15 protein-coding genes are annotated in these 18,342 nt (G+C 53.0%); 13 read left to right on the forward strand and 2 right to left on the reverse strand.

Annotated features, from left to right (window positions below):
* Window positions 1-268 precede the first annotated feature (268 nt).
* The 13 genes from hisS to AC0YN0_RS02460 all read left to right on the forward strand — a co-directional run bounded on the left by hisS (window position 269) and on the right by AC0YN0_RS02460 (window position 16,387).
* On the forward strand, window positions 269-1,528 hold the full coding sequence (gene hisS / locus AC0YN0_RS02400) for a histidine--tRNA ligase (RefSeq protein WP_475819829.1): 1,260 nt from the start codon (window positions 269-271) through the stop codon (window positions 1,526-1,528).
* 60 nt (window positions 1,529-1,588) lie between these two features.
* Window positions 1,589-3,400: an aspartate--tRNA ligase gene (gene aspS / locus AC0YN0_RS02405; RefSeq protein ID WP_475820878.1), complete on the forward strand. Its 1,812-nt coding sequence runs from the start codon at window positions 1,589-1,591 to the stop codon at window positions 3,398-3,400.
* A 33-nt stretch (window positions 3,401-3,433) separates the two neighbouring features.
* Window positions 3,434-4,189 carry a tRNA threonylcarbamoyladenosine dehydratase gene (locus AC0YN0_RS02410; protein ID WP_442048945.1) on the forward strand — a complete coding sequence of 252 codons (756 nt, stop codon included), beginning with the start codon at window positions 3,434-3,436 and terminating at the stop codon, window positions 4,187-4,189.
* 324 nt (window positions 4,190-4,513) lie between these two features.
* Window positions 4,514-5,824, forward strand: coding sequence for a replication-associated recombination protein A (locus AC0YN0_RS02415; protein WP_475819830.1), 1,311 nt, complete (start codon window positions 4,514-4,516; stop codon window positions 5,822-5,824).
* Window positions 5,825-5,992: 168 nt separating this feature from the next.
* Window positions 5,993-7,429 (forward strand): LLM class flavin-dependent oxidoreductase, encoded by a 1,437-nt coding sequence (locus AC0YN0_RS02420; RefSeq protein WP_475819831.1) that lies wholly within the window; start codon window positions 5,993-5,995, stop codon window positions 7,427-7,429.
* 10 nt (window positions 7,430-7,439) lie between these two features.
* A complete protein-coding gene (locus AC0YN0_RS02425) occupies window positions 7,440-8,747 on the forward strand; it encodes a 4-hydroxyphenylacetate 3-hydroxylase C-terminal domain-containing protein (protein WP_475819832.1) in 1,308 nt (435 codons plus the stop codon).
* Entirely contained in the window at window positions 8,744-9,667 is a 924-nt protein-coding gene (locus tag AC0YN0_RS02430; RefSeq protein ID WP_475819833.1) for an ABC transporter ATP-binding protein, read from the forward strand. The genes AC0YN0_RS02425 and AC0YN0_RS02430 overlap by 4 nt, the downstream gene beginning before the upstream one ends.
* Before the next feature lie 24 nt (window positions 9,668-9,691).
* Window positions 9,692-11,122 (forward strand): 4-hydroxyphenylacetate 3-hydroxylase family protein, encoded by a 1,431-nt coding sequence (locus AC0YN0_RS02435; protein WP_475819834.1) that lies wholly within the window; start codon window positions 9,692-9,694, stop codon window positions 11,120-11,122.
* Window positions 11,119-12,756, forward strand: a complete 1,638-nt coding sequence (locus AC0YN0_RS02440; RefSeq protein WP_475819835.1) for a copper resistance CopC/CopD family protein — start codon at window positions 11,119-11,121, stop codon at window positions 12,754-12,756. The genes AC0YN0_RS02435 and AC0YN0_RS02440 overlap by 4 nt, the downstream gene beginning before the upstream one ends.
* Window positions 12,757-12,796: 40 nt before the next feature.
* Window positions 12,797-13,435, forward strand: a complete 639-nt coding sequence (locus tag AC0YN0_RS02445) for a YcnI family copper-binding membrane protein (RefSeq protein WP_475819836.1) — start codon at window positions 12,797-12,799, stop codon at window positions 13,433-13,435.
* Between the two features lie 34 nt (window positions 13,436-13,469).
* A complete protein-coding gene (locus tag AC0YN0_RS02450) occupies window positions 13,470-14,555 on the forward strand; it encodes an ABC transporter substrate-binding protein (RefSeq protein ID WP_475819837.1) in 1,086 nt (361 codons plus the stop codon).
* A gap of 50 nt (window positions 14,556-14,605) precedes the next feature.
* Entirely contained in the window at window positions 14,606-15,388 is a 783-nt protein-coding gene (locus tag AC0YN0_RS02455; protein ID WP_337099489.1) for an ABC transporter permease, read from the forward strand.
* Window positions 15,389-15,406: 18 nt separating this feature from the next.
* The gene (locus tag AC0YN0_RS02460) at window positions 15,407-16,387 is read left to right on the forward strand and encodes an ABC transporter substrate-binding protein (RefSeq protein WP_475819838.1); all 981 of its coding nucleotides are present in this window, start codon (window positions 15,407-15,409) and stop codon (window positions 16,385-16,387) included.
* Between the two features lie 159 nt (window positions 16,388-16,546).
* On the opposite strand, the gene AC0YN0_RS02465 is transcribed toward AC0YN0_RS02460, so the two are convergent.
* A complete protein-coding gene (locus tag AC0YN0_RS02465; RefSeq protein ID WP_475819839.1) occupies window positions 16,547-17,632 on the reverse strand; it encodes a copper resistance D family protein in 1,086 nt (361 codons plus the stop codon).
* Window positions 17,633-18,217: a copper resistance CopC family protein gene (locus AC0YN0_RS02470; RefSeq protein ID WP_475819840.1), complete on the reverse strand. Its 585-nt coding sequence runs from the start codon at window positions 18,215-18,217 to the stop codon at window positions 17,633-17,635. It lies immediately after the preceding gene.
* Window positions 18,218-18,342: the final 125 nt, after the last annotated feature.

The following is an 18,342-nucleotide window of genomic DNA, read 5'->3' on the forward strand; positions in this document are numbered from 1 at the left end:
CGATTGAATGAACAGACCTCCCGGAGAACAGACGGCGAACCTCGTAGTGCGCAAGCTATCAAGCTTGTCCTTACGTAGAAGTAGCTGGCTGCGGCTAACGGACGTTAACCGTTTTGAAGCGAGTCACCTTCCATTAGGAAGCGGCTCGGAATGTGGGTGGTACCACGGGAGATACACTCTCGTCCCTTTCGGCGCAAGCCGTTAGGGCGGGAGTTTTTTTGTGTTCAAATGAGAAGTCAAATGACTAACAATGGCAGGGGGCTTTACGATGGCATTTCAAAAATCTCCGGGAACGCAGGATATTTTGCCGGGCGTGGTGGAGAAATGGCAGTACGCGGAGCAGAAGGCCCGCGATATTTGCCGCCGGTATAATTTTCGCGAAATAAGAACGCCGATCTTCGAATCGACGGAGCTGTTCCAGCGTGGCGTCGGCGAGACGACGGATATCGTGGAGAAAGAGATGTACACGTTCACCGATCGCGGCAACAGAAGCGTCACGCTGCGCCCGGAAGGGACGGCGGGCGTTGTCCGCTCCTATGTGGAGAATAAGCTGTATGGCGAGCCGGACGTAACGAAGCTCTATTATGTGGGGCCGATGTTCCGCTACGAGCGCCAGCAAGCGGGGCGTTACCGCCAGTTTCATCAATTCGGCATCGAGGCGCTTGGGTCGGTAGATCCGGCTATTGATGCAGAGGTAATTGCGCTTGGCTACACGTTCTACACCGAGGTCGGTCTGAAAGGCGTCCGCGTCGAGATCAACTCGGTCGGTACGCCAGCCGTTAGAGCGGTATTCCGTGAGCGTCTTCTTGCTTTCCTGGAGCCGAAGCGGGAGCTGCTTTGCAAGGACTGCCAGTCGCGCATGGATCGCAATCCGCTGCGCGTGCTTGACTGCAAAGTGGATCAGCAGCACTTCACGGACGCGCCGTCGATTCTGGACAGCTTGGACGAGGAATGCAGCAACCATTTTGACAAAGTGAAAATGTATCTTAGCGACATGGGCATCCCGTTCGAGATTAATCACAGGCTCGTCCGCGGTCTCGATTATTACACGCATACCGCTTTCGAATACAAGTCGGAAGGCATCGGCGCAATCGATACGATCGGCGGCGGCGGCCGTTATAACGGTCTTGTCGCAGAGATCGGCGGTCCCGATCAACCGGGCGTCGGCCTCGGTCTTGGACTTGAGCGGACGATCATGCTGCTCGAGCATCAGGCAACGGAGCTGCCTACGCTGAATGAGGTGGATGTATATCTCGTAGCGTTGGGCGAAGCGTCCGAGCGCGAGGTAACGAAGCTTGTCTATCAATTGCGGCAGCGCGGCGTACGCGCGGAGCGCGATTACCTCGGCCGCAAGATGAAGGCGCAGATGAAGTCCGCTGACCGTCTGCAAGCGAAGTTTACAGCTATCCTTGGCGACGACGAGCTTGCACGCGGCGAGATTGCGCTGAAGGATATGGCCAATGGCGAGCAGCGCCAAGTCGCGCTGGATAAGCTTGCCGACGAAATATTGGGTTCAAGCAACAGTTAAATAGACGAACGATGGAATGAATTTATCACCCATTAGAAGAGGAGCATGAACATTATGACTATGATGTTAAAAACGCATAACTGCGGCAGCTTGACGAAAGCCGACGTAGGCCAATCGGTAATCTTGAACGGCTGGGTACAACGTCGTCGCGACCTTGGCGGCGTATTATTTATCGATCTTCGCGACCGTACGGGTATCGTTCAAACGGTATTCAACCCTGATTTCTCCGGTGACGCGCTCGCTATTGCCGACCGTGCCCGCAACGAATTCGTACTTGCCGTAGAAGGCCAAGTCGTAGAACGCGATCCAGAAACGTACAACGCAAACCTGGCAACAGGCGAGATTGAGATCCGCGTAACGAAAATCGAAGTATTGAACGCAGCGAAAACACCTCCATTCCCAATCGAGGATGGCGTTGAAGTAGACGAATCGCTTCGTCTGAAATACCGTTACCTGGACCTGCGTCGTCCGGAAATGCAAAAAACATTGCTGCTTCGCTCGAAATCGGCTAAGATTTTCCGCGATTTCCTTGACGGAGAAGGCTTCATCGACATTGAAACGCCAATCTTGACGAAGAGCACGCCGGAAGGCGCTCGCGATTACTTGGTACCAAGCCGTGTGCATGAAGGCGAGTTTTTCGCGCTTCCGCAATCGCCGCAAATTTTCAAGCAATTGCTGATGGTCGGCGGCATTGAGCGCTACTACCAAATCGCACGTTGCTTCCGCGATGAGGATCTTCGCGCTGACCGTCAACCGGAATTCACGCAAGTCGACATCGAGACGTCGTTCCTGTCGCAGGATCAATTGCTAGCTCTTATGGAACAGCTTGCTGCTAAGCTGCTTCGCGAGACGATTGGCGTCGAGCTGGCGCTTCCGTTCCAACGCATCACTTATGCGGACGCGATGAACAAATACGGCTCCGACAAGCCTGATCTTCGTTTCGGCCTGGAAATTCAAGACATTACGGACATCGTATCGACGAGCGAAGTGAAAGTGTTCGCAAGCGTTGCTGCTGGCGGCGGCGTTGTCAAAGCTTTGAACGCGAAGGGCTGCGCGAGCTGGAGCCGCAAGGAGCTTGACGACCTGCAACCGTTCGCGGCACGCTACGGCGGCAAAGGTCTTGCTTGGATCACGGTGAAGGACGGCGAGTGGCGCGGTCCGATCGTGAAGTTCTTGAAGCCTGAAGAAATCGCGGCATTGACAGAGCGTCTTCAAGTCGAAGAAGGAGACTTGCTTACCTTCTCCGCCGACAAGAAAAAAGTCGTTGCCGACGTGCTTGGCAACCTGCGCCTGAAGCTCGGCCGTGACCTCGGTCTGATCGACGAGTCGCAGTTCAAATTCGCATGGGTCGTTGACTTCCCGCTGCTTGGCTATGATGAGGAAGCGAAACGTTATGTTGCAGAACATCACCCGTTCACGCGTCCGAACGAAGATGACCTCCATTTCTTCGATACCGATCCGGGACAAATCCGCGCGCAAGCGTATGATCTTGTTCTGAACGGCTACGAAGTAGGCGGCGGCTCGATGCGTATCTACAAACGCGAAGTGCAAGAGCAAATGTTCAAAGCGCTTGGTTTCACAATGGAAGAAGCGCAAGAGAAATTCGGCTTCTTGCTTGACGCATTCGAGTACGGAACGCCTCCGCACGGCGGCATTGCCTTCGGCTTCGACCGTCTCATCATGCTGCTTGCCGGACGCACGAACCTGCGTGAAACGATTGCCTTCCCTAAGACGGCAAGCGCAACGGACCTGCTCTGCGATGCGCCTTCCGAGGTGGAATTGTCGCAGCTTGAGCAGCTTCATATCCGTACCGTGCTTAAGCCTAAGCCGGTTGCGGCAACTGCCGGCGCGGCCAAGGAACAAGGCGAATAATAGACGAAGATTAGCAAAGGAGGCGGCAGCTGAATGCTTCATCAATTTTCACGTACGGAGCTGGCTATAGGGCCTGAAGGACTCGAGCTGATGAAGGGGAGCACGGTTGCCGTGCTCGGCATCGGCGGCGTCGGCTCGATCGCGGCGGAGGCGCTGGCTCGTACCGGCGTCGGCCGCATTATTCTGATCGACAAGGACGTTGTCGATATTACGAATATCAATCGGCAGATTCATGCACTGACGACGACGGTCGGGGAGCCTAAGGCCGATCTGATGCGCGACCGCATTAAGCTTATTAATCCGGAATGCGAGGCGATCTCGCTGCGGATGTTTTATACGGAAGAGACATATGAGCAACTGTTTGCTTATCCTCTTGATTACGTGGTTGACGCTTCGGATACGATTTCGTACAAAATCCACTTGATCAAGCAATGCCTGGAACGGAAGATTCCGATCATCTCCAGCATGGGCGCTGCGAACAAAATGGATCCGACGAAGTTCCAAGTCGTCGACATCTCCAAGACGCATACCGATCCGATAGCGCGCGTCGTTCGCACGAAGCTGCGCAAGGACGGCATCAAGAAGGGCGTTAAGGTCGTATTCTCGTCCGAGCTGCCGAATAAGCCTCGTGAAGACGTTACGCAGCGAATCGTGCCGGAGAACGCGCCGGAAATTCGCAAAGCGCAGCAGCCGCCGGCAAGCAACGCTTTCGTTCCGCCAGTTGCCGGGCTTATTATGGTCAGCGTTGTGGTTAAGGATATGTTGGAGGCCGGAGGCATCAAGGTATGAATGCGGAGCTCGTCTAGAAGCTGCGCTTAAGCGCCGAGATGGCACTGCTCGTTATTCAGCCGCCTGAAGCGTCCGTCGGACAAGCTGTAATATAGGAAAGGACCATTACTTTGAGCGGTTAGCACCGCTTTAGTAATGGTCCTTTTTTTGCGGTTGTCACAAGGGAAACTGCTGCACTGTAAGGACACATGTGCTTATTGATGAAGCAGCAAATATAACTTCAAAATACGGAATAGGCTGATTGCCGCAACGCTGGCGAACAAATGTGCTTGTATGCTATGATCGAGTTAACAGATTAATAGGTGGAGAAGGTAGAGGGACAGCATGGACTTATTTTCATACCAAGAGGAAGAAGCGCCGAGGGCAAGGCTGCTGGCTGATCGAATGCGTCCGCAGACGCTGGATGAATATATTGGACAAGAGCATATTGTGGGAGCGGGCAAGCTGCTGCGCAGGGCGATTGAGGGCGACCAAGTGTCATCGATCCTCTTATACGGTCCGCCGGGATGCGGCAAGACGACGCTGGCTCATATTATATCGCTGAAGACGGCAGGGGATTTCGTTAAGCTGAACGCGGTCGATGCGTCGGTGAAGGATGTGCGGGAGGTTATCGACCGTGCACGCGTGAGCAAATCGATGTACGGCAAGAAGACGATCCTGTTTCTGGACGAGGTGCATCGGTTCAATACATCGCGTCAGGATGCGCTGCTGCCTGCGGTGGAGCAGGGCATTATTATTTTCATAGGGGCGACGACGGAAAATCCGTTCCATCATGTGAACGGCGCTTTGCTGTCGCGCTCGACGCTGTTTCAATTGGAGCCGCTGGGCGAGGAGCATGCGTACGAGGCGATGCGCCGGGCGCTCGTGGATCGCGAGCGCGGTCTCGGCTTCATGACGCTGCATGCCGACGAGGAAGCGCTGCAGCATATCGCTTCGATGGCCGGCGGCGATATTCGCCGGGCGCTCAATGCGCTTGAGCTGGCGGCGGTGACGACGCCTTCCGAGCCCGACGGCTCGGTGCGCATTACGCTGGAGGTTGCGCAGGAGTCGGTGCGCAAGCCGTCCATACGCGCCGACATGTCTACGCAGTATGACGTGCTGTCGGCGTTTCACAAGAGCGTACGGGGTTCTAGCGATGCCGCGCTGTTCTGGTTCTTGTACGCGGTCGAGAAGCTGGGCATGGATCCGATGACGTTCATTCGGCGGCTTATCGTCGCGTGCAGCGAGGACATTGGTCTTGCCAACCCGCAGGCGATGATTCAGGCAGTGACGGCGATGGACGCCTATCACAAGATCGGCTGGCCGGAGGCGAAGTACAATATCTCGCAGGCGATTCTATTCGCGGTCGAGAGTCCGAAGTCGAACGCCACGGCGATCGCCATCGGCAATGCAACCGCAGCGATCGAGCGGGCGGGCAATGCCGAAGTGCCGCTGCATCTGCGCGATACGCATTATAAGGGCGCACAGCAGCTCGGGCATGAAGGGTACAAGTATCCGCATGATTACCCGAACCATTACGTGAAGCAGCAGTACTTGCCCGACGCTTTGCACGGAGCTGCTTTCTATAAAGCTACCGACCAAGGCACGGAAAACAAAATACAGCAAAACCAGAATCATCGAAAATCGTCGCAATAAAATTTTGGAAATTCCGATTGACGCTGGAAATTTTATATGATACCATTCAAAGCATACTAATCCACTAGGAATAAACGGTATACCGGTTAACCGGAGACCCTATCTAATCAGATAGCGCGTCTTCGGTTTTTTTATTTTATTATCGCAATTGAACGAGGAGGCAGACCAATGAGCAAGGCAAACAGGCAAATCAAGCTAGGCGCTTTCTTAATGACGCCCGGCCATCATGTAGCGGCTTGGAGATACCCGGATACGGAAGCTTCGGAAGTGTTGAATTTCAAGTTTTACAAAAAGCTGGCCCAAATCGCGGAGCAAGGCAAATTCGACTTGTTATTTCTCGCTGACGGTTATGCGGTATCTGAAACGTATCCAGAAGCGGTTACTCAGACCGTTACGGTGCGGCCGGAACCGATTACGCTATTGTCCGCGTTATCCTCGGTAACCGAGCATGTCGGTCTGGTCGGGACGGTATCGACCACATACAATGAGCCGTTTCACGTCGCCCGCAAATTCGCATCGCTCGATCATCTTAGCGATGGCCGGGCAGCCTGGAATGTGGTTACATCGGGAAATCCAGCCGAAGCGAAAAACTTCAACAAGGATGACCATTTGCTCCATTCGCTTCGTTACGAGCGCGCGCAAGAGTTTCTTGATGTGGTGAAGGGCTTATGGGACAGCTGGGAAGACGATGCATTCGTCTATGACAAGGATAACGCGGTATTCGCCGATAGAAGCAAGCTGCATACGCTTCACCATAAAGGGGAGTGGTTCTCCGTTCGCGGTCCGCTCAACGTGGCCAGACCCGTACAAGGGTATCCGGTCATTGTGCAAGCAGGTGCTTCCGAGCCCGGCAAGGAGATTGCGGCGAGAACGGCAGAGGTTATCTTTACCGCCTGGCAGACGCTAGAAGAGGCGCAAGCATTCTATTCGGATGTGAAGGGACGGCTAAGCAAATACGGTCGTTCGCCGGATGAGCTGCTCATCATGCCGGGGGTATTCCCGATCATCGGACGTACGGAAGAAGAAGCGAAAGAGAAGAAAGCCCGATTGGAGCAGCTGATTCCTTTGGAGGCCGGGGTAAGCTTGCTCTCCAATCTGATTAGCGTGGATCTAAGTCCGTACCCTGTTGACGGCCCGTTGCCGGATCTTCCCGAGCTCGAGCAAATTAACGGAGGGAAAAGCCGCTTCACGCTGCTGAAGGATTTGGCGGAACGAGAGGGCTTAACGATTCGACAATTGTATCAACGAATCGCAGGAGCTAGAGGACATCGCGAAATTCTTGGCACGCCTGTCCAGATTGCCGATCAATTGGAGGAATGGTTCGTTAACGGCGCAGCGGACGGCTTTAATGTTATGCCTCCTTATTTGCCAGGCGGCTTAGAGGATTTCACCCGGCTCGTTGTACCTGAGCTGCAGCGCAGAGGGCTATTCCGTACCGAATACGAAGGAACGACGTTAAGGGGAAATTTAGGACTCAGAAGACCTCCGCATCCCGCTGTTGTTCAAGCATCATTCGAGAGCACAATCGAAACCGACCGGTCAACCGGAGGTCTTGTCTCCCCTAATAGGGCAGATGAGGCCTCTTTTCATTCCGTGAGGAGGTAGGAGGAGAAAGATGACGATGAACAAAAGTCAGGAGACAATCGCAACGACAAGCCGGCGTTCCATTCGACTGGACGAGAAGCTCATCGGCGCTGCGGAGGAGCATGCAGCCTATGGCCGTGAATGGACGAAAGTCGCGCATGTAACGGACAATGCGGAGCATCCGCTTAGGGAGCAGGCCTACCTGCTGCCGAGTTCACTAGATGATCTGAGGCGCAAGAGAACCGGATATTACAGCTTATCCGATGGCGGTTCCGTATTCGGAAACGGTTGGGCTGATTACGCGCATTCCTTGCTTGCGGGGTGGTACGGACATGTATCCTTGCTATCTTCGGTGAATCCGCCAGCAGCTAAAGGACGATTGGCGGCACTGTTCCAGCAAAGCTTAAAGCAGCGGGCGATCATCACGACTTCATTCCAGCCAATAGTTAGAAAAAACGCGGATCTGCCGATTGTTCAGTATACGAAGGAAGGTATAATTTTGCATGGCGAGCAGACCTTTGACTCCGATACGCTGTTCGCGGACGAATTACTGGTGTTCATTCGTGAACAAGGGAAAGCAGCGCCTGCTTCGGCGGTTCTTATTCCCGTTCAATCTGCCGGATTAGAACTCAGACCGTATGGAGTCCAGGCAGAGAGCCTGAACGCAGGTGTTCAGGTGTCGTACGAACATGTAGTGATACCGAAGGAGAGAATATTGCACGATAACGATGCTCCGGAGCTTCGCAGTCTGCTTGGTCATCACCAAGTCAAAGCGATCGCCGACTACCAATGGGTATCGAGACAGCTTGATGCGCTGGAGCTTGTTACGGGCACGGCATTCGCTCTGGCGGAGCTGACAGGCGAGGTCAAGGAACTGCATATTCAAGGCGACCTAGGCGAGGTTATTCAAAATGTGGAGACGTTAAAGGCGCTGATCCATGCTGCGGAGATCGGGGTGGATGCCGGCTTAACCGGAATCGTTCTGCCTTCGAGTGTTCCGCTGGAAGCAGCTCGCAAAGCAGGCGGCCTCTATTATGCTCATGCCGTGCAAGTGTTGCAACGGATAGGAGCCGGCATATTTTTGCGTGACCAGCATCTCTTGCGGCAAAGGAACGAGGGGGAGAAGCCAACGATCCTCCAGCTGGCTTGGCGGCTCTCGGGAAGCGCGGAGGCTGCTAAGCGCAAGCTGCATGAGCTGCATGCGTTTGGAGATCCGATTGTGCAGTCGTCAGAGTTGTTCAGACAATATCCCGTACAGGTGCTGCGTGAAAGATATAAGCAATTCTGGCACGGCATTGATGCAAGGTCGAAAGCAAATCCAAAGGAGGCTCGGCTATGACGGTAAAGATAGCGGCGAGAAAGGTTGGCATGCAGTTTAAAGCATTGAATGAGGCTGGAAAGAAAGACAGTATATCGGTGCTCGACGACTTCGATCTAGACGTCAAAGAAGGAGAATTTCTTGCTATACTCGGGCCGAGCGGCTGCGGCAAGTCGACTTTCTTGAATATATTGGCGGGGCTATCCCGCCAAACGGAAGGAGATATCGAGGTTGACGGCAAGCCGATCAACGGAGTCGACAAGAAGCACGGCGTCGTGTTCCAAGGGTATGCGCTGTTTCCATGGCGCACGGTGCTTCAGAACGTCGAGGTAGGCCTGCAAATTCGAGGGGTTCGAGCGAAAGAGCGGAAGGAAATCGCGCGTGAATATATCCAGCTTGTCGGCTTGCAAGCGTTCGAGAACCGTTATCCGCATGAGCTGTCCGGCGGGATGAAGCAGCGTGTAGCGATTGCCCGTTCGCTCGCTTATGAGCCGGATGTACTGCTCATGGATGAGCCTTTCGCTGCGCTTGACGCGCAAACGAGGGAAATCCTTCAGTCGGAGCTGCTGCGTATTTGGGATTCGAAGAAAAAAACGATCGTGTTCATCACGCACAGTCTGGATGAGGCGATCTTCTTGGCCGATCGGGTCGCGGTCATGACGGCAAGACCCGGCAAAATTAAAGAGTTGATCGACATTCCGCTGGAGCGACCGCGACCGGCCGATATTCGCAATTCCGAGGCGTTCGTCAAGCTGCGCCAAAGAGCGTGGGAGATCTTGAGGGATGAAGTAGATAAATCCGATTCATTGGGCCAACTTGGAGTTAAGCAGGCGCCGGCGCCTGCACACACCGTTGTAGCAATAGCAGGAGCACATGGGGGAGGACAGCCGTACCAGGTTGCCGCTGAATTATTGCCCGAGAAGGCAGCGAACCATGGCTAAGACGGATGAAGGATGTGAGTGACTATGACGGCAGGAAACCGCTATATACAAAGATTGAATGACGGAAGAAGGGTATGGCTGAACGGAAATATCGTACCGGATATAAGGTCGTCCCCCGCCTTTCGGGGGACGATTGAATCGGTGGCAGCCATTATGGATCTACAAGACGACCCGTCTGTAGAGCAACAATTAACGTTCATTGCCGAGACCGGGGCTAGAGCGAATCTAGCCTTCCTCATACCGGAGCAGAAGGAGGATTTATTTCGTCGCAGCCATTCCTTCAAGCTATGGTCGGATGCTACATTCGGCGTTATGAGCCGCGTCGGCGGATTTTATCGCTCCCAGCTAACCGGCTGGCATATTGCCAAAGGACTGATCCGCGACGAGCAACCGCAATTTGCCCAAAAAATATCCGATTATTTCGCTTACGTAAGAGATAATGACTTGCTTCTTACAGCGGCTGGCCATGATCCGCAGATCGATAGGACGAAGCTTGCGTCGGAATTAGGCGATCTGTACACTGCGGTTCGCATCGTGCGTGAGACGGAAGACGGAATCATCGTAAGGGGCGCGAAGATGATTGCTACAGGCGGACCTTATATGGATGAAATCATGGTCTCCCCTCATAGCAAAAAAACAGGCGACGAGCAGCAATATGCCGTCATGTTCGCCATTCCTGTCAATCAAGAGGGCGTTCATCTTATTTGTCGGGAATCGTTTGCCTCGGAACGAGATGAATGGGAGGATCATCCGCTCAGCGCGCATTACGATGAGATGGATGCCGTGCTCGTATTCGAAGATGCGTTGATCCCTTGGGAACGGGTATTCATTAAGGAAGATCCTGAAGCGATCTGGAAAATCCGCTCCGATCGAACGGTATCTTCGCTCAGTCTGCACGAGAACATCGTTCGTTTGGTAAGCAAGCTGGAATTTACGGCAACAGTCGGCAACGAGCTTGCCGAATCGATAGGCATTACGAGATTCGCGCATGTTCAGGATAAGCTGGCCGAGCTTTTTTTCCAGTTGGAGTCGATCAGATCACTTCTCTTATCCGCCGAGCATCATGCGATCTATAGCCCGCATGGCGTGTGGGAGCCTGCGTTTCAACCGATCTTGACGGCCAAAAACTTAGGCAATCGTTATTATCCGAGAGCGCTGGAAATCCTGCAGCAGCTATCGGGCGCCGGGATGCTGCAAGTGCCGTCTACCATTGCCGAGCTGAGAGGTCCGCTTGGCACCCAGTTACAAACCTATTACCGGGGAGCGGACCGTGGAGCGGAAGAGCGGGTCAGACTGCTTAAGCTGGCTTGGGAGCTGGTAGGCAGCCAGCTGGGCGCCAGGCATGAGCTGTATGAACGCTTCTATGCGGGCGATCCCGTACGTACATACGCAGGGCAGTATACCGAGTACGACAAACAAGCGCTGCTCGATAAGGCTTTGCGTATATCCGTATGATCCCAGTCATCCGGCAACGTTGGTACCGTATTGCGGCCGGGTATACGCTGCTGTTATTGGCGCTTCTCGCATTCCCTTATGGGTCTGTATCCGCACATTCCTCATTGACGAGAGCAATACCGGCACCGGATAGCCGACTGGAAGCTTCGCCGCCGGAAGTTACGCTATCGTTTAACGAAAGAATTGAGAATACAGGCTTTGAGGTAAAGGTATATAACCGTCAAGGACTCCCGGTTACGGAATCCGAGGCGGTCATCGATAAGAATCGAAGAACGTTGACTTTAGCGCTCCCGCGGCTGGAAGACGGAGGTTATACCGTCACCTACCGTCTCCTGTCGGCAGACGGTCATCCGATCAAAGCATCGTATGTATTCACGGTAGGAGCAATGACGGACGCCAATATCGGTTATTCCTCGGCTGCGCGTCTTCATGAAGAGCATGATATCGGGAAAAATGCAGGTTATTGGTCCATAAGAGCTTTCTATTATCTCGCTCTTCTTGCCGCAACTGGCTGGGCTGGCTTGCAGCTATACGCCAAAGGGCTCGTCGATGAGAACCGTCGGAAGTATAAGCTGTGGCAAAAGCTTCTGCTAACGGTATTGTTGCTGGCGTACGGGCTCCTTGCTTGGAGCGATTACCGCAATTTGGCGGAGGGATTCGAAGCGTCTGACCTTACTGCTATATTGACCCGTACATCGATCGGTATTTCTTACATGCTTTCCTTGGTTATCGCTGTCGCTGGATATTTCATATTAGGCAGGCGGAAAGGCGTCGATGCGGGTTGGGTGCTGTTGCTTTTCGCTGCTAAAGGCTTGAATGGCCATGCCATGGGATTTGCAATTCCGATCGTGACATTCGTGCTGGATGTAGCGCATTTGGTTGCGGCGAGTCTATGGGCAGGCGTACTGCTTGCATTCGTAGCGTTCGGAACAAGAAAGAGAAGCGGTAATGCCGAATCGTATTATCCCGTGCTCTCGCAAACCGCTCTTATAGCAATCGCTCTGCTTGTCGTCAGCGGTCTCACCACTGCGATCTTGTATACGGACGGCTTCAAGCATCTGCTCGATACTTGGTGGGGAAGGTTGATGCTTGGCAAAGCCGGGCTTGTGCTGCTCGTGATTGCAACAGGCGGACTCATCCGCTCGCAAATCAGAAAGCGAAGGCGAGGCCGATTGTTTGCGTGGTTGGGCGTGGATCTCGTATTGTTCGTGGCCATCATCGCCATAACCGGTATATTCACGTACCTGAATCCGCTCGCCGCGACAGGTCCGCTATTCTGGCATGAGAACGTGAAGGGCGTACATATTGCCGTTATTATTACGCCTAACGAGCCGGGATCTGTCAACCAATTCAATGTTTCCGTTGGCGGCCAAGCCGCAGGAGGCAGCGAGAAAGAGCTTAGAAAGGTAACGCTGCGGCTGCATTACGAGGATAATCCGGATATTGCGCCGGTCGATGTCGCATTGAAAGAGGTCCGAACGAATGGAAGCCCGTTAAGTCTTTACGACTTTAATTACAGCGTAGAAGGGAACTATCTCGCGTTTCCCGGCAAATGGAAGCTTGAGGTGCGCGTTCTGAACGCGGACGCGGATGAATTCGTGACCGAGAAAGTGTTCTATAGCGAAGCAAGATAGGAAACCCGGTCAACAATAAACAGGAGGAGAGGGAGAGGTTATGAGAAGAGTATTACCGATAGCATTTATCGCCGCACTGTGGTTGACGCTATTCGCCGGAACGGCTTCGGCGCATGTAACGGTATCTCCTGCGGAAACGACGCAGGGGTCCTATGAGGTGTTTACGGTAAGAGTTCCGACGGAGCAGGAGTCGGCGACGACGAAAGTGGAAGTGTTGTTCCCGGACAGCGTATCGATAAGCCGCGTACAGCCGCAAGCAGGATGGAGCTACCGATTCGATACGAATGCGGACGGTAACCATACGGCGATTGTATGGACGACGGAAGGAGAAGGTCTGAAGGACGGTGAGTTCGGCGAATTCAAGCTCCAGGGCAAGGTGGCGGATGATGCGAAGGAGCTTGTCTGGAAAGCGTTACAGACGTATGCGGACGGTTCGGTAGTGGAATGGATCGGAGGCGCAGAGGCGGATACTCCCGCTTCGATAACGAAGGTGCTTCCCGGAACAGGCAGCGACGGCCACCATGCTTCGGGCTCGGGGCATGTTCTAGCCAGCTCGCCGCCCAATTCGGATTATGAAGGATGGCTAAGCTCTTCCGCCTTCTATGTCGCGCTTGCGGCGCTCGCCGCTGGAGTGATCGCCTTGTCTTTGACGCTGCGTAGAAGAAAAGGAATTGCATAACCGCTTAACGACTATTTTAAGAGGAGCGAAAAAAATGAGAATCGACAAATTAGCAAAAAAGGGACATTTAACAAAGCTGGCCGCCATCATCGTGCTGGCATTATCGATCAGCGCATGCGGCAATGCCGGCAATAAAGAAGAAAATTCAGCTGCAACCGGCAATAGCGGGGCAGCGACGGACAATAAGGAGATCGTAGAATTCAAATATCCTGACAATCCGGGCTTTGATCTCGTTTACTTGGCAGATGAGCTTGGTTATTTCGACGGAACGACAACAAAACCAAAGTATGTCGGCAAAATAGCTGCGCCGCAAATTATTCCACTGGTCGGCACGGGTGACATCGATTTTGGCTCACGTATGGTGCCGCTTGTCATATCGGCAATTGCTAGCGGCGCTGACATTAAAGTCGTCTCCGCAGGGGGCAAAACGCTTCAAGAAGCACCTCATATGAAGTATTTCGTAAGGGACGACGGCAGCATTAAGACGCCTAAAGATTTGGAAGGCAAGACGATTGGATTCAATAGCTTCGGAGCTTGCGCGGAATTCGTATCGAAGAAATGGTTCAAGGAGCAGGGAGTCGACATTAGTAAAATTGAGTTCCTCGTCGTACCTGACGATAAGCAGGAGCAGACGCTGGAGCAAGGCGGAATCGATCTTGCCATTATCCATGCGCCGTTCTCGGGCAAAGCGGAATACAATGAGAAGCTGGTCAAACTATGGAGCGACTACGATCTTGACGGCGGGTTAGGCGGAATGGCCCCGTACAGCGTAAACGGCAAATTCGCGAAGGAACATCCGCAGGCGGTTAAGGATTTTGTATCGGCAATTGCCAAAACGGCGAATTGGGTCAATGAAAATCCAGATGAAGCAAAAGGAATTATTGCGAAGCGGCTCGGCGTAGATGTGAAATATATCGATCGTTTTGCTTATGTGGATGACCTGGTCGTAACGGAGGATCCGATTCAATACTATATCGATATTTTGGAAGAGTACGACAAAATTCCGAAGGGTAAGATTACGGTCAAGGACGTATATACGAATGAATTCAATGAATTTGCCGGGAAGACGGCTGCTATAACGGACACCGACAAAGAGAATGGCAGCGATGCTACTACGTAAAGGTATCTATATTGATATAAATCCGACTAAACCAATGAAAGGAGTATGATATGAAATTGAACACGAAATGGCTTTCAAAAACGATCGATCGCAGTTTGGCGATTCTATTGTTCTTCGTCGTGTGGGAGCTGCTGCCTCGTCTCGGCATTGTTAACCCGGCCTACTTAAGCCCGCCGTCCGATGTTGTTATCTCTATTGGGAAGCTCATCTCGAACGGAGAGCTTTGGACGCATGTCTCGGCAAGCTTGCGCAGATCCTTATCCGGCTTGCTCCTCGCGATTGCATCCGGTACGCTGCTCGGGTTGCTGCTGGGCTGGTTCAAGCGGTTCGAAACGATTCTGGATCCGTTGCTGCAGTTGGCAAGGCAGGTATCGGCATTCGCCTTGTTCCCGGTATTCATTCTATTTCTCGGTATCGGCGAATCATCCAAAACGGCTATCATTTTTTGGGCATCGTTCTGGCCGATTCTGCTCAATACCGTGAGCGGCGTCAAGCATGTCGAGAAGCTGCTTATCGATTCGGCAAAGTCTATGGGCGGCTCGCAGCTGTTCATTTTCTTCCGGGTAATTTTGCCGGCGGCCGCTCCCAGTATTTTTACGGGCATTCGCTTAGGGGGGGCTTATTGCATCACGGCATTGGTAGCCGCTGAAATGATCGGCTCCTCGGCGGGGCTTGGCTTCTATATTCTCAACTCGCAGGAAATATTCCAAATTCCGGATATGTACGCAGGCATTATTTTGCTTGCGGTAGTAGGTTTGCTGCTCAATTATGTGCTCGCATTGATCGAGGCGCGGTTCACACGCTGGCGGAAAGGTCTGGCGAACAATGCCTAGCTATAGGAGGCAGTCGGTATGATTAGGTTGCAGGGCGGCATAGCTTGGCTACTCCTGCTGGCGGCTATGTCGCTGCTGATTGGCTGTGCTCGGCAGCAACTTACAGCCGGGCCATCTGCTGAGCAATCGATCCGGCTGCCGGTCGAAGCCGGCAAGCTGAAATTCGGTTACAGCGGCAACAGCATCTTTATCGGACTTAAGGAGCAAGGCAAGCTTGAGGCTAAGCTTGCTTTGCAATCGATTGTTCTGGAATGGACGTCGTATGATAACGATGCGGCTTTGTATGAAGCGATTGAGGCGGGGCGTGTCGATATCGGCTCGGTAGGCGATGCGACTCCCGCTTTCTTGTATAAGGAAGGTTCGTCGGTTGTTTATTTGGCTGCCGAGCCAGCGAATCCGACCGCCTATGCCGTTGCCGTGCCGCTGGACTCCGACATCTATTCGGCGGATGATCTGAAGGGCAAGAAGATAGGCTACACCGCTTATTCGAATGAGCACTTGCTGCTGCTTCAAGTCCTTGCGGGCGTACAGCTGGAGCAGAAGGATGTGAAGTCCGTAGAGCTCAGTCCAACGGAAATAGAACCCTCCTTCGTGGAAGGGAAGGCGGACGCTTGGGTGATCGGCGAGCCTGAACGGAGCGAGATCGAAGCTCTTGGCTTGCGAGTCATTGCAGATGGCTCTGCTTCGGCGGCGAAGCGCGATATTTTAGTGTCCACACAAGAGAGCATGGAGGGAAGAGAGGCGTTATTCGACCTCGTATTAGCGGAAATCGGAGTTTACGAGGAATGGGTGACAAGCAACGTTCACGATGCAGCCGAGCTGCTTACGGCTCATATGAGCATCGAACATATCAGTTGGCTAGGTGCGTTCAGCCGCAAAGCTTACGGTACAGCACCCTTGCTGGAGAGTATCGCCAAGGATGAACAGCTTGTCATAGACACGGTCGCTTCGCTAGGCGGGAGAAAGAAAGGGTTCGGCATTGATGAATTATTAAAATGAAAAGGCAGATCCCGTGTTGGCAATTATGCTGCCAGCGGGAACTGCCTTTTTTAAAATATAAGAAAGTATAAAATGGGGTGATTATACTATGCTTATATTTCTCCGGAATGAAACGCACCTCGCCGCCAGAGGACGGCGTTAGCCGTTTCACCTTGGAGTTTAAACAATCGAGAACATGAGGCCAAAATACCCGAACGCCGCTACAAGAAGCCCCATCAGAAATGCGGGCATCAGGCGGTTCGCGCGATACATCCAAATGAGTCCGCCTGCCATTAAGAGAGCGGCTGCAAACATCAGAATGCTCTCGAGGCCGGGCTTGAACGCAATCGAAATATCCGGACTAAAGCTGCCTTGATACAAGCCGGTGAACAATGGCGACGGCGACACGGACTGCAGCGTTTCCTTCACCGTATGCGGCGGCGCTTGTTGACCTAGAACAGCAGTTGCAATCAGCACGAGAAGCGCTACGATACTTTCTGCCTTCAGCCATCTTCGCGGATTAAATGATGCGTCGCGTGCGGCATCCTTCTTGTATACGAACCCGTTCGTGAAGGCGAAGAGGAGAAGCGGCAGTATGAGCAAGTGCTTAATAAGAAGAATCTGGCCGTAGGGCAGCATCCAAGCGTTCACATATTCAGGCGTTGTAAATGTCATTAACATAATGCCTGCGCCGATCGCAACGAGGACGGCGCCGATCGCAACAGGCGAGAACCAGCCGAGGAACGCTTTCCAGTTGTCATTGTTGACCGAGAACCAGCTTACGACGAACAATATGCCGATCCATATGCTGACTGCCAGGAAGTGCGCCGAATGGACGACGAGCCCTTTAAACCCGTACAACGATGAGGCATGCCCTGCATATCCGAGCCAAACGATAAGCAGAAGGGTGATGAACAAAGCGACCTTCGGCATATGCTTGTCTGTGTTGAACGCTTTGATGCCGAGCAGACAGAGGAGACCGGCTGAGCCGACAACGGTCCAAATCCACGCCTTGCCGATGTTAAAGTCGAGCAAAATACTTTTCAAAATAGAGCCGTAAGACATATCGAAGTCCCGAACATAAATGATGGCGTTATTATGTATAGGAACATAGGAGAGCAGAGGGATAGCGATGGTGCATACAACGAGCAGCCAGTTCGGTACTCGGACATCAGGCCTTCTCTGCTCCGGAATAATCCGGAGCAGGAAGCCGCCTGTCAATAGCGCAAAGCAAATGTACAGTAAGCTTTCGCTAATGTAAGTCATCTATTTGCGCCTCCGAGCAAGTAATACTACAGCTGCAATTACGATGATTGCGCCAATGACGATTACTGCGGTAGTCGTTCCGCTGATGCCAGAGCTGTCCTCATCGCTTGAGCTCGCGTCGGGAGCTGCGGTTTCTGCAGGATTGTCAGTAGCGGCAGGCGTGTCAGTAGGCGCCGTTGTCGGTGCGTTCGTTGCTGCCGGCTCTTCCGTTGCAACCGGTGCGACGGTAGGTTCAGCGGCTTGCACGGTGAATGCATATTCGCCTTCTACGGAGTGTCCGTCCGTTCCGATGATTGTCCATTTGACGGTGTAGATACCATTCTGCAAGGCGCTTGGAACCGCAGCGCTCATCGTCTTGCCGTCAACAACGGTCTTATCGGTCGCAACCTGTTCACCGGCAGCATTGAACAACTTCAGATTGCTCAGGTCCTCGATCTTCGTATTATAGGAGAGCTCGATGCTCTGCGGCGACACGGCAACAGTAGAATCTTTCTCGGGTACTGCCGTTTCAAGTTTGGAATGGGCGGATGCAACCCCCGGTACGAGCCAGAGTGCTGCGAGCAACAGTAACAGTATTTTTTTCACGGTAATCCTCCTGAAAGATAGTATGGTATAGATGGGTCGTATACAGAAGCTGATTGAATTATATCAGATTAACGTTTGCGTTAGCTTGAAAATAAATGGCTTATTCGTCTCAGCATTATGACAAA

This window comes from Paenibacillus sp. J22P218, from assembly GCF_056269195.1.